At 54.1% G+C, this 13,652-nt stretch carries 11 protein-coding genes; 4 read left to right on the top strand and 7 right to left on the bottom strand.

The window, feature by feature from the left end; translation table 11 throughout:
* Positions 1 to 9 precede the first annotated feature (9 nt).
* The gene (gene ilvD / locus OXG87_08235; protein MCY3869534.1) at positions 10 to 1,716 is read right to left on the bottom strand and encodes a dihydroxy-acid dehydratase; all 1,707 of its coding nucleotides are present in this window, start codon (positions 1,714 to 1,716) and stop codon (positions 10 to 12) included.
* Between the two features lie 93 nt (positions 1,717 to 1,809).
* On the opposite strand from ilvD, the gene OXG87_08230 reads away from it, so the two are divergent.
* Positions 1,810 to 2,322: a mismatch-specific DNA-glycosylase gene (locus OXG87_08230; protein ID MCY3869533.1), complete on the top strand. Its 513-nt coding sequence runs from the start codon at positions 1,810 to 1,812 to the stop codon at positions 2,320 to 2,322.
* 10 nt (positions 2,323 to 2,332) lie between these two features.
* Positions 2,333 to 3,742, top strand: a complete 1,410-nt coding sequence (locus tag OXG87_08225; GenBank protein ID MCY3869532.1) for a sulfatase — start codon at positions 2,333 to 2,335, stop codon at positions 3,740 to 3,742.
* Between the two features lie 4 nt (positions 3,743 to 3,746).
* Here OXG87_08225 and lpdA read toward each other — a convergent pair whose 3' ends face one another.
* From lpdA to OXG87_08200, 5 genes are all read right to left on the bottom strand, one after another.
* Entirely contained in the window at positions 3,747 to 5,159 is a 1,413-nt protein-coding gene (lpdA, locus tag OXG87_08220; protein ID MCY3869531.1) for a dihydrolipoyl dehydrogenase, read from the bottom strand.
* Between the two features lie 14 nt (positions 5,160 to 5,173).
* Positions 5,174 to 6,445 (bottom strand): 2-oxo acid dehydrogenase subunit E2, encoded by a 1,272-nt coding sequence (locus OXG87_08215; protein MCY3869530.1) that lies wholly within the window; start codon positions 6,443 to 6,445, stop codon positions 5,174 to 5,176.
* Between the two features lie 25 nt (positions 6,446 to 6,470).
* Positions 6,471 to 9,176 (bottom strand): pyruvate dehydrogenase (acetyl-transferring), homodimeric type, encoded by a 2,706-nt coding sequence (gene aceE / locus OXG87_08210; protein ID MCY3869529.1) that lies wholly within the window; start codon positions 9,174 to 9,176, stop codon positions 6,471 to 6,473.
* 268 nt (positions 9,177 to 9,444) lie between these two features.
* On the bottom strand, positions 9,445 to 9,837 hold the full coding sequence (locus OXG87_08205; GenBank protein MCY3869528.1) for a c-type cytochrome: 393 nt from the start codon (positions 9,835 to 9,837) through the stop codon (positions 9,445 to 9,447).
* Positions 9,838 to 9,849: 12 nt separating this feature from the next.
* Positions 9,850 to 10,878: a fumarylacetoacetate hydrolase family protein gene (locus OXG87_08200; GenBank protein MCY3869527.1), complete on the bottom strand. Its 1,029-nt coding sequence runs from the start codon at positions 10,876 to 10,878 to the stop codon at positions 9,850 to 9,852.
* Between the two features lie 125 nt (positions 10,879 to 11,003).
* Here OXG87_08200 and OXG87_08195 point away from each other — a divergent pair, with 125 nt between their 5' ends.
* Positions 11,004 to 11,783, top strand: coding sequence for an SDR family oxidoreductase (locus tag OXG87_08195; protein ID MCY3869526.1), 780 nt, complete (start codon positions 11,004 to 11,006; stop codon positions 11,781 to 11,783).
* Here OXG87_08195 and hflX read toward each other — a convergent pair.
* Positions 11,780 to 13,072 (bottom strand): GTPase HflX, encoded by a 1,293-nt coding sequence (hflX, locus tag OXG87_08190; protein ID MCY3869525.1) that lies wholly within the window; start codon positions 13,070 to 13,072, stop codon positions 11,780 to 11,782. The two genes, OXG87_08195 and hflX, sit on opposite strands and share 4 nt — an antisense overlap.
* 47 nt (positions 13,073 to 13,119) lie before the next feature.
* Here hflX and OXG87_08185 point away from each other — a divergent pair, with 47 nt between their 5' ends.
* The gene (locus tag OXG87_08185) at positions 13,120 to 13,650 is read left to right on the top strand and encodes an RDD family protein (GenBank protein ID MCY3869524.1); all 531 of its coding nucleotides are present in this window, start codon (positions 13,120 to 13,122) and stop codon (positions 13,648 to 13,650) included.
* Positions 13,651 to 13,652 lie beyond the last annotated feature (2 nt).

Here is a 13,652-nt window from a genome sequence, read left to right as displayed (position 1 = left end):
GCGTGAAGCTCACTCATCTGTAACACACCCCTCAGAAGCCGTTTTTACGTTTTTGATGTATTTGTAAAGGGTGCCGCGGTTGGCTTTGTACGGCGGTTGAGTCCAGGCTGCGCGGCGTTTTTCGAGTTCTTCGGCAGAGATGTCCATGTTGATCTCGCCTTTTTGGCTGTCGATGGTGACCTGATCGCCGGTTTGGACGAGGGCGATGGGCCCGCCTTCAATGGCTTCGGGCACGACGTGTCCGATGAGAAAGCCGTGCGATCCGCCCGAAAAACGCCCATCGGTAATCAGCGCGACATCCTGTACCAGTCCTGCGCCGGCCAATGCTGATGTGGGGGTGAGCATTTCCGGCATGCCGGGTCCGCCTTTGGGGCCTTCGTAGCGGATGATGATGACATTGCCTTTTTCGATTTTGCCCTGTTCGAGGGCGGCGAGCATGTCTTCTTCGCAGTCGAATACATTGGCTGCGCCTTTGAATACCTCGCCTTCTTTGCCCGTGATTTTTCCGACCGAACCTTCCGGTGCCAAATTCCCACGCAAAATTTGCAGATGCCCCGTTGGCTTGATGGGGTCATTAAAGGGGCTTACGATGTCTTGCTGTCCTTCACCCGTGCCATAAGGGGGAAGGTTTTTTATATCGGCGAGATTTTCGGCAATTGTTTTGCCCGTTACTGTCATCTGGTCGCCGTCGATGAGGTCGGCGTCGAGGAGCAATTTCATCATTGCGGGTGTTCCGCCGATGTCGTGAAGCTCTTCCATGACGTAACGTCCAGAGGGTTTGAGGTCACACAGGAGGGGTGTTTTGTTGGATATGTGTTGAAATTCGTCGATGTCGAGGTCTATGTCATAAGCTCTGGCAATGGCGAGCAGGTGGAGCACGATATTGGTAGAGCCGCCCGTGACAACGGCGAGGCGGATGGCGTTGAGGAATGATTGTTTGGTGACGATGTCGCGCGGTTTGAGGTCGGCTTCGAGCAGGGCGCGAACAGCGTGACCGGCGCGAATGCATTCGGCGTGTTTGTCGGGGTCTTCGGCGGGTGTACATGAGGAATAGGGCAAGGAGAGGCCCATGCATTCGATGGCGCTGGCCATGGTATTGGCGGTGTACATGCCACCGCAAGCACCGGCACCGGGGCAGGCGTGTTCGACGATTTCCTGGCGTTCGGCATCGCTGAGCGAGTCTGTGAGAAATTCGCCGTAGCTTTGAAAGGCAGAGATGATGTCGAGTTTGCGTTCTTCTCCTTGTATGGTGGCGCAGCCGGGTTTGATGGTGCCGCCGTAGATCATCAGGGCAGGGCGGTTGAGGCGTCCCATTGCCATGACCACGCCGGGCATGTTTTTGTCGCAGCCGGGCAATGCGATCAGGCCATCGTACCATTGCGCGCCCATGAGGGTTTCGATGGAGTCGGCTATGAGGTCACGGGATTGAAGGGAGAAGGACATGCCGTCTGTGCCCATGGATATGCCGTCGGATACGCCGATGGTGTTGAAACGCATGCCAACGCATCCGGCTTCGGTGACGCCTTTTTTGGTTTCGGCGGCGAGATCGTTGAGGTGCATGTTACACGGGTTGCCTTCATACCAGACCGAGGCGATGCCGACCTGCGCTTTGTCCATGTCGGCGCGCGTCAGTCCGGTGGCATAGAGCATGGCCTGAGATCCGCCCTGGGATTTTTTTTGGGTGATCTGTGAGCTGTACTTATTCAGTTTTGCCATTGAAGATTTCCTTTCGTAGATGAACTTTGTCTTATTTTTCCGGGGTTGTAATTTAACCGAATTGTAGGAGATGTGTCAACAGGGGTGTGGAATATGGCTGACTATGTGTTGCGGGATTATTTGCGCGTGGGACTGCATCTGGTGTTTGTGGGGTTTAATCCGAGCTTAAAGTCCGCGGAAATTGGTCATTATTACGCGGGGAGAGGCAACCAGTTTTGGCCGTTTTTATACGAGGCCGGGCTGACAGATCGATTGTTGGAGCCGCGGGAAGATGCGACTATTTTGGATTATAATATCGGGCTGACAGATATTGTGAAGGGGCGCGCGACGCGGGGGATTGGAGATCTGACGGATGGCGATTATGTGTCGGGTTTTGAATTGTTGCGAGAAAAAATGCAGAGGTATCGGCCCGCGGTGATTTGTTTTAATGGGAAGAGCGGATATGCAAAAGTGATGGGTGGGAAGCGAGATTACGGTTTGCAAGATGAGATGCTGGAAGGCGCGAAGCTGTTTCTCGCACCGTCAACGAGCGGTGCGCTGCCCATGCCGAGGGTTGAGAAGTTGCGGTATTATCGAGAGTTGAAGTCTTTTGTTGATAACTTGTGAAGGAGCGAAGATGAAGCGACCGAATATTTTATTTGTGATGACCGATGACCATACGCCGCGCGAGATGAGCAGTTATGGGAATCCGATTTTGCATACGCCCAATCTGGACCGCATTGGGAATGAGGGTACGCGGTTTAACAATTGTTTTTCGACTAACGCACTGTGCGCGCCTGCGCGGGGTACGGTGCTGACGGGATATTTTTCACATGTCCACGGTATTCGGGGAAATTCCGAGAGGGCCGATGCGATTGAGTTTCTGGATCCAAATGTGCCGACGTTTCCCGAGTTGCTTCGCGATGCGGGATATAAGACCGCGTTGTTTGGCAAGTATCATATCCGGCAGGATCCGCGCGGTTTTGATACGTGGTGTATTCATCCCGGGCAGGGCGTGTATTTTGATCCGACGTATATCGATAATGGAAAGGAAGTCGTAAAGGAGGGGTATGCCACGGATATAACGACGGATATGGCGCTTGAATTTTTGAGGGGGTTGGATGGGGAACAGCCTTTCTGTCTGGTGTATCAGTTTAAGGCGCCACATCGGCCGTTTACGCCAGCACCCCGGCACGCGCATCTTTTTGAGGATGTTGAGATCCCCCAGCCGGAGACGTATGGCGATGATTTTGCTACGCGGAAGATTGCGGCTCTGGCTGAAGATATGAAGTTTGATATTAGTCTGACGCCCGATTACGACGATATACCCGAGGGCTTGAGTGAAGGGGAAAAGAAGGACTGGATTTATCAGCGTTTTATGAAGGATCGGTATCGCACGATTTACGGTGTGGATGAAAATCTGGGGCGGGTGCTGGATTATCTGGATGAGATGGGTTGGGCTGACGATACGCTGGTGATTTACACGTCGGATCACGGGTATTTTCTGGGTGATTACGGATGGTACGACAAGCGGTTTATGTACGAGCCGTCGATTCGCATTCCGCTGGTGGTGCGCTATCCAAATGGGGGTATAAGTGGGAATGTGACCGATGCGCTGGTGATGAATGTGGATTTTGCGCCGACGATTCTGGATTTTGCGGGTGTCGATATTCCCGAAGGCGTGCAGGGTGAGAGTTTGCGTCCGTTGCTCCAGGGGACAGAACCGGACGACTGGCGCAGGTCTGTTTATTACGCCTATTTTGAAGATTCGTGGGTGCTGCACGGCAAGGGGGCAGAGGCGATGTCAGAACCGTCGTTCCAGTATTTTACACCGCACCGCATTGGCCCGCACCGCGGCGTGCGTACGGATCGCTACAAGCTGATTGAATATTATGCCGAGGGTGATTACTGGGAGTTGTTCGATTTGCAAGAGGATCCCAATGAATTGCGAAATGTGTACGGAGATGAGGCGTACGCAGATCTGGTGGCGGAGTTGAAGGCTGAGTTGCGAAGGTTGCAGGTGCAGTATGGGGATTTGAGTGTGTAACCAGCTACTTTTTGGGCATGTACACGTCGGTCGCGGAGCCGAGGTGGATTTCTGAGGCGATGCCGATGGATTCGGCGAGGGAGGGGTGGGGATGAATGGTGTGGGCAATGTCTTCGGCGACGGCAGCCATTTCAATGGCGAGCACGCCTTCGGCGATGAGGTCGCCCGCATGTGGTCCCACAATGCCCATGCCGAGTACGCGTTGGGTATAGGGATCGACAATGAGCTTGGTCTGGCCTTCGATGCGCCCAATGGCATGCGCTTTGCCCAGAGCAGCCCAGGGGAAGCGCACGATATCGACTTTGCGGTCCTGTTTGAGAGCGTCGGTTTCGGTCAGGCCCACCCATGCAATTTCGGGATCGGTGTACACAACTGAGGGTATTAGTGCGTCAAAAGACGCGGGTTCACCGGCGAGAACTTCGGCGGCGATTTTGCCTTCGTGCGCGGCTTTGTGAGCGAGGCCGGGACCTGGAATAGCATCGCCGATTGCAAAGAGGCGGGGGTCATTTGTACGCATTTGTGAATCGACTTCGATGAATCCCTGATCGTTGGGTACAATGTCCGTGTTTTCAAGGCCGATATTATCTGTATTTGGGCGTCGGCCAATGCAGAGGAGGACGCGGTCGAATATTTCGGATGTTTTCGATTCTTCGCCTTCCCAGTGTACTTCAATGCCGGTGTTGACTTCTTCGATATGCGTGACGCGCGTGCTGGTGTGTATGGCGCTGAATGCCTGACGCAATCGGGTTTCGAGGGGTTTGACCAGGTCGGGGTCGGTGCCGGGCAAGAGGGTGTCGGTCATTTCGACGACTGTGACGGCGCTTCCCAATGCCGCGTAAACACTGCCGAGTTCGAGGCCGATGATGCCCCCGCCTACGACGAGGAGGCTTTTGGGTATTTCGTCGAGGTCGAGTGCTGTTGTCGAGTCCAAAATGCGCGGTGTGTCGAGCGCAAAAATTGGGAGGACAATGGGGCGTGATCCCGTGGCGATGATGGCGTGTTCAAATTCTACGCGGTCGATATCCCCATCGCCTGATATAGACGCGCTTTGCGAATTCTCAAATTGCGCGTAGCCCGTCAGGTGGGTGACTTTGCGCTGGCGCACCAGACCAGACAGACCGGTCGAGAGGCGGGTGATGATGTTGTCTTTCCAACCTCGCAGGGCGTCCAGATCGATTTTGGGATCGCCAAAGGTGAGGCCATACGTTCTGGCTTCACTGGCTTCGGTGATGAGTTCGGCAACGTGGAGCAGGGCTTTGGATGGGATGCATCCGCGCAATAAACAGGTGCCACCGAGGTTGTCGTCGGCATTGACAAGGGTAACTTGCAGACCCAGATCTGCAGCGCGAAAGGCCGCTGTATATCCGCCGGGACCGCCGCCGATTACGAGGAGATCGGTTTTGTGCGTTTCGGCCATGTGGTTTCTCCAGTTTATCCGCCCATGAGCATGAGTTCCGGGTTTTCGAGCGCATCGACGATTTTTCGCATGAATCGCGCACCGTCGGCGCCGTCAATAACGCGGTGATCATAAGACAGTGCCAGAGGCATGATGAGGCGGGGTTCGATGCGGCCTTCGCGTACGGTGGCTTCTTCTCTTGCGCGTCCAAATCCCAATATTGCAACTTCGGGGTGATTGACGATGGGGGTAAATTCGCCTACGCCCAGGCTGCCCAGGTTGGTGACGGTGAATGTGCCGCCTTGCAATTCGTCGAGGCCAATTTTGCCAGTGCGCGCGCGCTGGCTGATGTCGCCGAGTTCGAGGGCCAGTTCCAGGATGTCTTTGCGATCGACGTCTTTGATGACGGGAACGAGCAAGCCGCGCTCGGTGTCAACGGCGATGCCGAGATTATAGTAGTGTTTGAGTATAATTTCATTGGCACCTGCATCGAGGCTGGCATTGAATTGCGGAAAGGTCTTTAGCGCGGTGATGATTGCTTTTAGCGCGAGGACCGTCGGCGTCAGTTTGGCTCCCAATGCTTCGGCTTTTTCTTTGTTGCGCTGCCGAAATGCTTCGAGGTCTGTGACGTCTGCGCGATCAAATTGCGTGACATGAGCCACCTGTTGCCAGGCTTGGCTCATATTTTTTGCAATAATCTGCCGAACTTTGCTGAGGGGTTGGCGCTCGATGTTGCCCCATCTCGAGAAGTCGGGTAATTCGACGGGTGCTGTTGGTGCGAGACCACCTGTTTGTCGGTCGCGCACAGCGGCTTTGATATCGTCTTGTGAGATGCGTCCACCGGGGCCTGAACCGGCGACCTGGGTGAGATCTACGCCGAGTTCTCGCGCGAGCCGCCGCGTGGATGGGGCTGCGGGAATGGGGTCGCCGTTGGATGTGGGTGCAGGTGGCCTGGGTGCGGAAGGTGTTGGTTCGGGTGCTTCGGCGACAGGCGTGGGTTCGGGCTTTTCTTCTGGTGCAGGAGTTGGTGCTTCGGCTTCCGGTTCAGGGGTTGCTGTGACTTGTTGTTCGCCTTCTTCAACGGAGATCAATAAGCTGCCTACGGGCACGCGGTCTCCGGCACTGATGTGTATTTTTGTGATGGTGCCAGCAACACTGCTGGGTACTTCAACGAGGGCTTTGTCGGTTTCGAGTTCGACCACGCTTTGATCGACTTCAATGGTGTCGCCTTCGGCAACGAGTACGCTGACAACATCGCCAGCTTCTACACCTTCGCCGAGATCGGGAAGTTTAAATTCGGTTGCCACAAGACCTCCTTAATCGCGGATTGAGTTAATAATACGTCGTGACCGGGCCTGCCGATACCGGATCGATTTTCTCGGGGTCGATGCCGAGTTCGTCGATGGCTGTGGCGACCTGTTCGCGTTTGATTTTGCCCTGTTTTGCCAGGACGTGAAGCGCGGCCACAGCGATGCATTCGGCGTCAACTTCAAAATGTCGGCGCAGAGCCTGGCGCGTGTCGCTGCGCCCAAATCCATCTGTGCCGAGGACCGTCATGTCTTCGGGTACCCAGGGGCGGATCATTTCGGGCAGGGATTTCATGTAATCGGATGCGGCGACGATCGGGCCATCGGTTTTTTCGAGTACTTTGACGATATACGGCTTTTTTTGACGTCGTGTTGGGTGCAGCATGTTCCACCGCTCGGTCTCAAGCGCGTCCCGCCGCAATTCTTTGTATGAGGTGACGCTCCACACGTCGGCGGAAATATTGTATTCGGCGGCGAGAATTTCTTGCGCGCGGAGGGTTTCGCGGAGGATGGATGCACTGCCAAAGAGCTGAATTTTGTGCTGGCCCTGTTGCATTCTGTGCTTCTTGAGCGGATAAATGCCTTTGACAATGCCTTCTTCAACGCCTTTGGGCATGGGGGGGTGTTCGTAGTTTTCATTGCCCAGGGTCATGTAGTAATAGACATCTTCCTGTTCCTTGTACATGCGCCGGATGCCGTCCTGGATGATGATGGCAATTTCGTAGGCATAGGCCGGGTCGTAGGCAATACAGTTGGGAACGGATGAGGCGAGAATGTGGCTGTGCCCGTCTTCGTGCTGGAGACCTTCGCCGTTGAGCGTGGTGCGCCCGGCTGTTCCGCCTAAGAGAAAGCCCTTGCAGCGGATATCGCCGGCCAGCCACATGAGATCGCCCACGCGCTGAAAGCCGAACATGGAGTAGTAGATGTAGAATGGGATGGTGTTGACGCCGTGTGTGGCATAAGCTGTACCAGCGCAGATGAATGAGGACATGGCACCGGCTTCGTTGATGCCTTCTTCGAGAATTTGACCGTCCTGGGCTTCTCGATAGTAGCTGATGTTGCCCGCGTCAACGGGTTCGTATATCTGCCCCATGTGCGAGTAGATGCCGAGTTGCCGAAACAGGGAATCCATACCAAAGGTGCGGGCTTCGTCGGGGATGATGGGGACGAGGAGCTTGCCGATATCTTTGTCGCGGGCGAGTTTGGCAAACAGACGCGCAAAGGCCATGGTCGTAGAGGCCTGGCGGTCACCTGTACCTTTGAAGGCTTCGTCAAATACCTCGCGCGAGGGTGCTTGAATGGGTTTGGCACGCACGCTTCGGGCGGGCAAATATCCGCCGAGGTCGCGGCGGCATTGTTGCAAGTATTGCATTTCGGGGCTGTCGTCGGGGGGACGATAAAAGGGTGCTTTGCCCACTTCGTTGTCGGAGATGGGGATGTCAAAGCGCCGCTTGAATTCACGCATCTCGTCTTCTTCGAGCTTTTTTTGCTGGTGGGTCATGTTGCGGCCTTCGCCAGCTTCGCCCAGGCCATAGCCTTTGATGGTTTTGGCCAGGATAACAGTCGGTGCGCCTTTGTGTTCCACAGCGGCTTTGAATGCGGCGTACACTTTTTCGGGATCGTGACCCCCGCGACGCAATTTTTGGAGTTGTTCGTCCGAGAGGTGTTCGACCATTTTGAGCAGGTCGGGATGGGTGCCGAAAAAGTCGCGGCGGATGTATTCGCCAGATTCGACGGTGTATTTCTGGTATTGACCATCGACGACTTCTTCCATGCGCTGCTGGAGCAGGCCCTGGGTATCTTTTTCGAGTAGTGCGTCCCAATCGTCTCCCCATATAATTTTGATGACATTCCATCCAGCGCCGCGAAAGACCTGTTCGAGTTCCTGGATGATTTTGCTATTGCCGCGCACCGGACCGTCGAGGCGTTGCAGGTTGCAGTTGATGACAAAGATGAGGTTGTCGAGTTGTTCGCGGGTTGCCAGGCTGATGGCGCCGAGGGTTTCGGGTTCGTCTGTTTCGCCGTCGCCGACGAAGACCCAGACTTTGGAGTCGCGGGTCGATTTGAGGCCGCGGTCTTCGAGGTAGCGGTTGAAGCGGGCCTGGAAGATGCCTACGAGGGGACCAAGTCCCATTGAGACGGTGGGAAATTGCCAGAAGTCTGGCATGAGATAGGGATGGGGATAGGAAGACAGGCCGCCGGGATTGCGGAGTTCTCGGCGGAAGTTTTCGAGGTGTTCGGTGCTCAGCCGACCTTCGAGGAAGGCGCGGGCATACATGCCGGGCGAGGCATGGCCCTGGAAGAAGACCTGATCTCCAGAGAAATCGCCATTGGACGCTTTGAAGAAGTGATTTTGACCCACTTCGTATAGCGTGGCAGCCGATGCAAAGGTGGAGATGTGACCGCCAATGCCATCGGCTTCTTTGTTGGCACGGGTGACCATGGCCATGGCATTCCAGCGCACGAGACTTTTGATGCGGCGCTCGATTTCGCGGTCGCCCGGATAGGGCAGTTGTTTGTCGTGCGGGATGGTGTTGATATAAGGCGTATGAGATGCGAAGGGTATGTCAACGCCCAGACTTTTTTGCGCTTCTTGTTCCAGGCGGTCGAGCAAATAGCGCACGCGGTCGGGACCGCCGTTTTGCAGAACATAAGCCAGTGATTCGATCCATTCTTCGGTTTCGATGGGATCGGTATCGCGAAATGTACCTGGTGCGACAGAATCGGCCATGGTAAACCCCTTTGTTCTGTGGTGCAATGACGGGTATTAAAAACAATATACGCGCGTATCCAAATATCAGTTCTGTGTGTGAAATTTACGAGGGATAATGAATTTTGTCAAATGTAGAGCGTATTTTTGTGCGAGAGGACGTTGAATTTGAAGAAAGTGGATTTATATAAGATATTGTTAATTAGTAAAATAATATGATTAGTTGACTGGTTGGTAAAGTATGGCGAAAAAACAGGATGTCTCACATCTTTCGAGGGGAGAGGAGATGTCAGGCGTCCGGTACTTGTTGTCCGCGATGACAGGTCTGGCAGGTGATCTGGGTGAATTGTCCTTCTTTGAAGTCTTTGAGGATTTCGCTATTGATTTTCTGCGTCATGGTGATCATGAGGCGCGCGATGTCTTTGCGGGGGTTTTCGTCTGAGGCAAAGTCGTAAGTGGATAGGGATTGGCCTTCTTCCCCTTTGTGGCAAGCGTGACAGCGCACGCCCAGGGCTTTGCTAAAATCTTTCATGTATTGCATGAGTTGCGCTTTTTTGATGTCTTTGGGCAGGACTTTTAAATTGGTGTAGGTGTCGGGAATTTGGGCGAAAGATGCGGTGACGATCAGAGAGATGAGGGAACTGATTGTGAGAATGAGCGCGATGAGTAGCGTGCGGTTCATGGTGCCTCCTTTTCATCTGTGATTGTCCAGCCATTGCAGTTGATTTGTTTGCGGAAAAGCGGCGATGGGATTTTCGAGCGGTCCAATGCCTTCAAAGGTCATGCACACGCGGTCGCCTTCACACAAGCCGCTTTCGAGGTCGTCGTCGGAAAAGACAATGGGTGTGCCCCAGTAGAGGATTTGCAGGGTATTGGGTTCAAGGGGTAAGCGGGAAAAGAGCGATCGTTCGAGATGAAAGAGGCCGTCGGGCATGTTGAGATGGTTTTGTCCGGTATGCCCTTCTTTGTAGGCAATGCGCGTGTTGTTGCGTATCACTTCGCAAGAGACGGCTACGCTGCTGTCGTCATAGGCTGAGTTGGTGACCATCAGGGGACCGAGGCTGGCACAGCCGTGGGACCAGTTTTTGGCCTGGGGTAAGTTGAGTGGGTTTTCGGCTTCGATGCCGTTGTCGGTGTAGTCGTTGCCGCCGGTGTAGCCCAATCGCTCAATTTGACCTGTGGCATTGAGGCCATAGATGGTTACGAGTTCTGTTTCGGGTACGAGGCGCTGGGTGTTGTGCGGATGGGATATAGAGCCGCCGTGTCCGACGAGGGCAGCGGTGTCGTTTTTGGAAAAGAGTTCGGGCGTGCCACCCTGTGCACATTCCCGGTATTTTTGATCATAGACGTTGACGGCATCACCGGTGGCCTGTTTGGCTTCGATTTCGCGCAATTTCGCGCTGTCTTCGTGGGTGACTCCCGCCAGCCAGATACGCAGTTTGTGCGGTGCATCTGCCGGTGCGGTTACCGGGCTGATGAGGTGGGGTTGATCGGGGTCGCCCGTGTTGTCGAGGAGGGCGCGGAGTGAGAGGCGCGGCGCATTGCGGATATTGATTGACTCTACTGTGGATGCAATACTGTTTTTGTTGCCCCCATGGCGGTAGTAGAGGTCGTGAAGCGAGGCCGGGTGGGGGGCACAGGCCGTGAGGTCAAAGACATCGTCGCCTTTGACAAGCCCCAGGCGAGATCCTCGCTCGGGTTGTGCGAATTGCAATAGTTTCATGGTTGCCTCGGTGATTGTGGGATGGGAAACAAGAATAGTTATAATTGATGGACCTGTAAAGCAGATAATTAGGTTCGCAATTGCGCGATTTTTTTTGCATATTGAGGTAAAAGGAGACGGGTTTTATGGCAATAGCACTGATTACGGGCGCGTCGAGTGGTATTGGTTTGGAATTGGCGCAGGTGTTTGCGGCTGATGGAGTTGATGTGATTTTGTCGGCGCGGTCCGAGGATAAGTTGCACGACCTGGCAGGAGAGGTACGGGAGAAGTATGGTGTGAGAGCCGAGGTGATTGTGGCCGATTTGTCGGTGCCGGGCGAGGAGAAGAAGGTTTATGATAGGGTCGTGGAATTGGGATGGGATGTGGATTATCTGGTGAATAATGCCGGGTTTGGGGTTTATGGTTTTTATGCGGAGACAGATTGGTTGGCCGAAGCGGATATGTTGCAGGTGAATATTGTCGCTTTGACGCATTTGACCAAGTTGTTTTTGCCTGGTTTGATTGATAGAGGTCGGGGAAGAATTTTGAATGTGGCTTCGACTGCGGCGTTTCAACCCGGTCCGAGGATGGCTGTGTATTTTGCAACTAAGGCGTATGTGTTGTCGTTTTCAGATGCGATTGCCAATGAGTTAAAGGGTACGGGTGTGAGCGTGACTGCGCTGTGTCCAGGGGCGACGGAGACGGGTTTTCAACGCGCTGCAGGTGCAACGGGTTCGCGTTTGTTTGATATGCGCGGATTGCCCACGGGGGCCGATGTGGCGAAATATGGGTACAGGGCTATGCAAAAGGGAAAGCGCGTGGCTATTCACGGGTTGATGAGTAAGATACTGGCTTTTACTGTGCGCTTATTGCCCAGGCGGCTTGTCGTTGCAACGACGAGAGCGTTGATTGCGAGAAGTGATTAAGCGAGTGCATCTGCTTGTGTGTGGTTTGCAGACAGGAAGCGGTCCAGTTGCAGGCGCTCGGCATGATTGGAATTGAGGCGAATGCGCAGGTGTACGTCGTTGCCCTCATAATCCAGGGTCAGTATTTCGCTGTGGGTGTAAAGTTGTGAGAGGAGTTTGCCTTCACTTTGTGGCACATGGAGTTTTAGGGTGACTGCATCGGCAGCCAAGAAATCACATATCCGATTTTTGACCGCGTCGAGATTGGCGACGTCGAGCGCAGAAATTGCAAGCGTATTGGGATTTTTTGCGCAGCGTTTTGCAATTTCTTTTTGTCGTTCAGAATCCGCGAGGTCCATTTTGTTATAGACAGTCAGGACGGGTTTGTCATCGATTTTGAGTTTTGTGAGGACTTCGCTGACTGTGATCATTTGCATTTTGTATTGCGAATGGCTGGCATCGACAACGTGAAGGAGCAGGTCTGCCTGTACGGCTTCTTGTAATGTGGCGCGAAAGCAGGCAAAGAGGTGGTGCGGTAAGCGGTTGATAAAGCCGACGGTGTCGGTGAGCAAGATGGGGCGATGGCTTTGGACATCGACGCTGCGCGTGGTGTTGGTCAAAGTGGCAAAAAGCTGATTTTCGACCAGGACATTTTCACCCGAAAGCCCGCGCATAAGCGTGGATTTTCCCGCGTTGGTATAGCCAACGAGCACAACGTTAAAACTATGGCCGCGCCCTTTGCGGCTTGTGTCCATTTGACGTCTCACGCGTTTGAGGCTGTCGTAGAGGGACTTTCCGCGCTGTTCGATCCACCTGCGGGTGGTTTCGGTGTGTGTTTCACCCGATCCGAGGCCTGCGCGACGTTCTGCGTGGGGATTAAACTGGCGAATGCGGGGGCGCAAATAACGCAGGTGGGCCATTTGCACTTGAATTTGTGCGGTGCGTGTGCGTGCGTGTAAAGCAAAAATATCGAGAATGAGCAGGCTGCGGTCGAGGATGCGCACCCCAATGTCGGTTTCGAGGTTGCGCATTTGCGAGGGCGAAAGGTCATTGTCAAAGATGACCGCGTCGATATTTCTCTTTTGGGCCATTTCTCGAAGTTCGTCGATTTTGCCCGAACCGATATAGGTGGCTGGATCGGGTTTGTCGCGATTTTGTAATGTGCGATCAATTACCTCAAAGGTGGCAGTACTGGCCAGGTGGGCGAGTTCTTCGAGAGATTCTCTGGCGCTGCGTGTGGAGATACCGCGTTGCGCCACCCCAACGAGAACGGCACGTCGTATGCCCTGTGCGTCAAAGATATGGTCCATGTTATCTCCTGAGTTTTTAGTTACATTCATAATAATAAGGTGAAGATATGTTGATGCAAAGTGAAATCGCTGGAGTAGGACGGCGTCTGTTGGCAACGGTGCTGGATTTTTTGATTTTGCACCTGGTGCTGACGGTGGTTCTGCGCAATATGCTGCTGTCGCCTGCGGGCGTTTGGATGGTGGATTTTATTTTTATTGTGGTGTATTCCGCGATATTTGTGGGGGTTATGGGCCAGACGCCGGGGAAGATGTTGTTGGGATTGCGCGTGATTGATGCACAGGGTGGTGGGTTGAATTATGGGCAGACGTTTCAGCGTGCAGTGGTGAAGTGGGCACCGGTTTTTGTGCTGTTTATTGTGATGGCTCTGTTGACGCCAGAGGAGTTGTACCAGAATCCCGCGGATGGAGAAGTGATGGATACCGTTGAAGTTGATGGACAATCGGCTGCGGTTTCTTCGACCGCAATGGTGATCGGTACGGTGGTCTGGGTGGTGTTGATTCACATGGCGCGGCGCCATCCCGATGGTCAGGGGATCCACGATCGGGTAGCAGAGACGTATGTGATTAGAACGGGGTGAGA

The sequence above is a fragment of the Gemmatimonadota bacterium genome, from assembly GCA_026706845.1.
Classification (GTDB): domain Bacteria; phylum Latescibacterota; class UBA2968; order UBA2968; family UBA2968; genus VXRD01.
The sequence above is the reverse complement of the archived record's forward strand: the minus strand, read 5'-3'. Positions and strand labels throughout refer to the sequence as shown.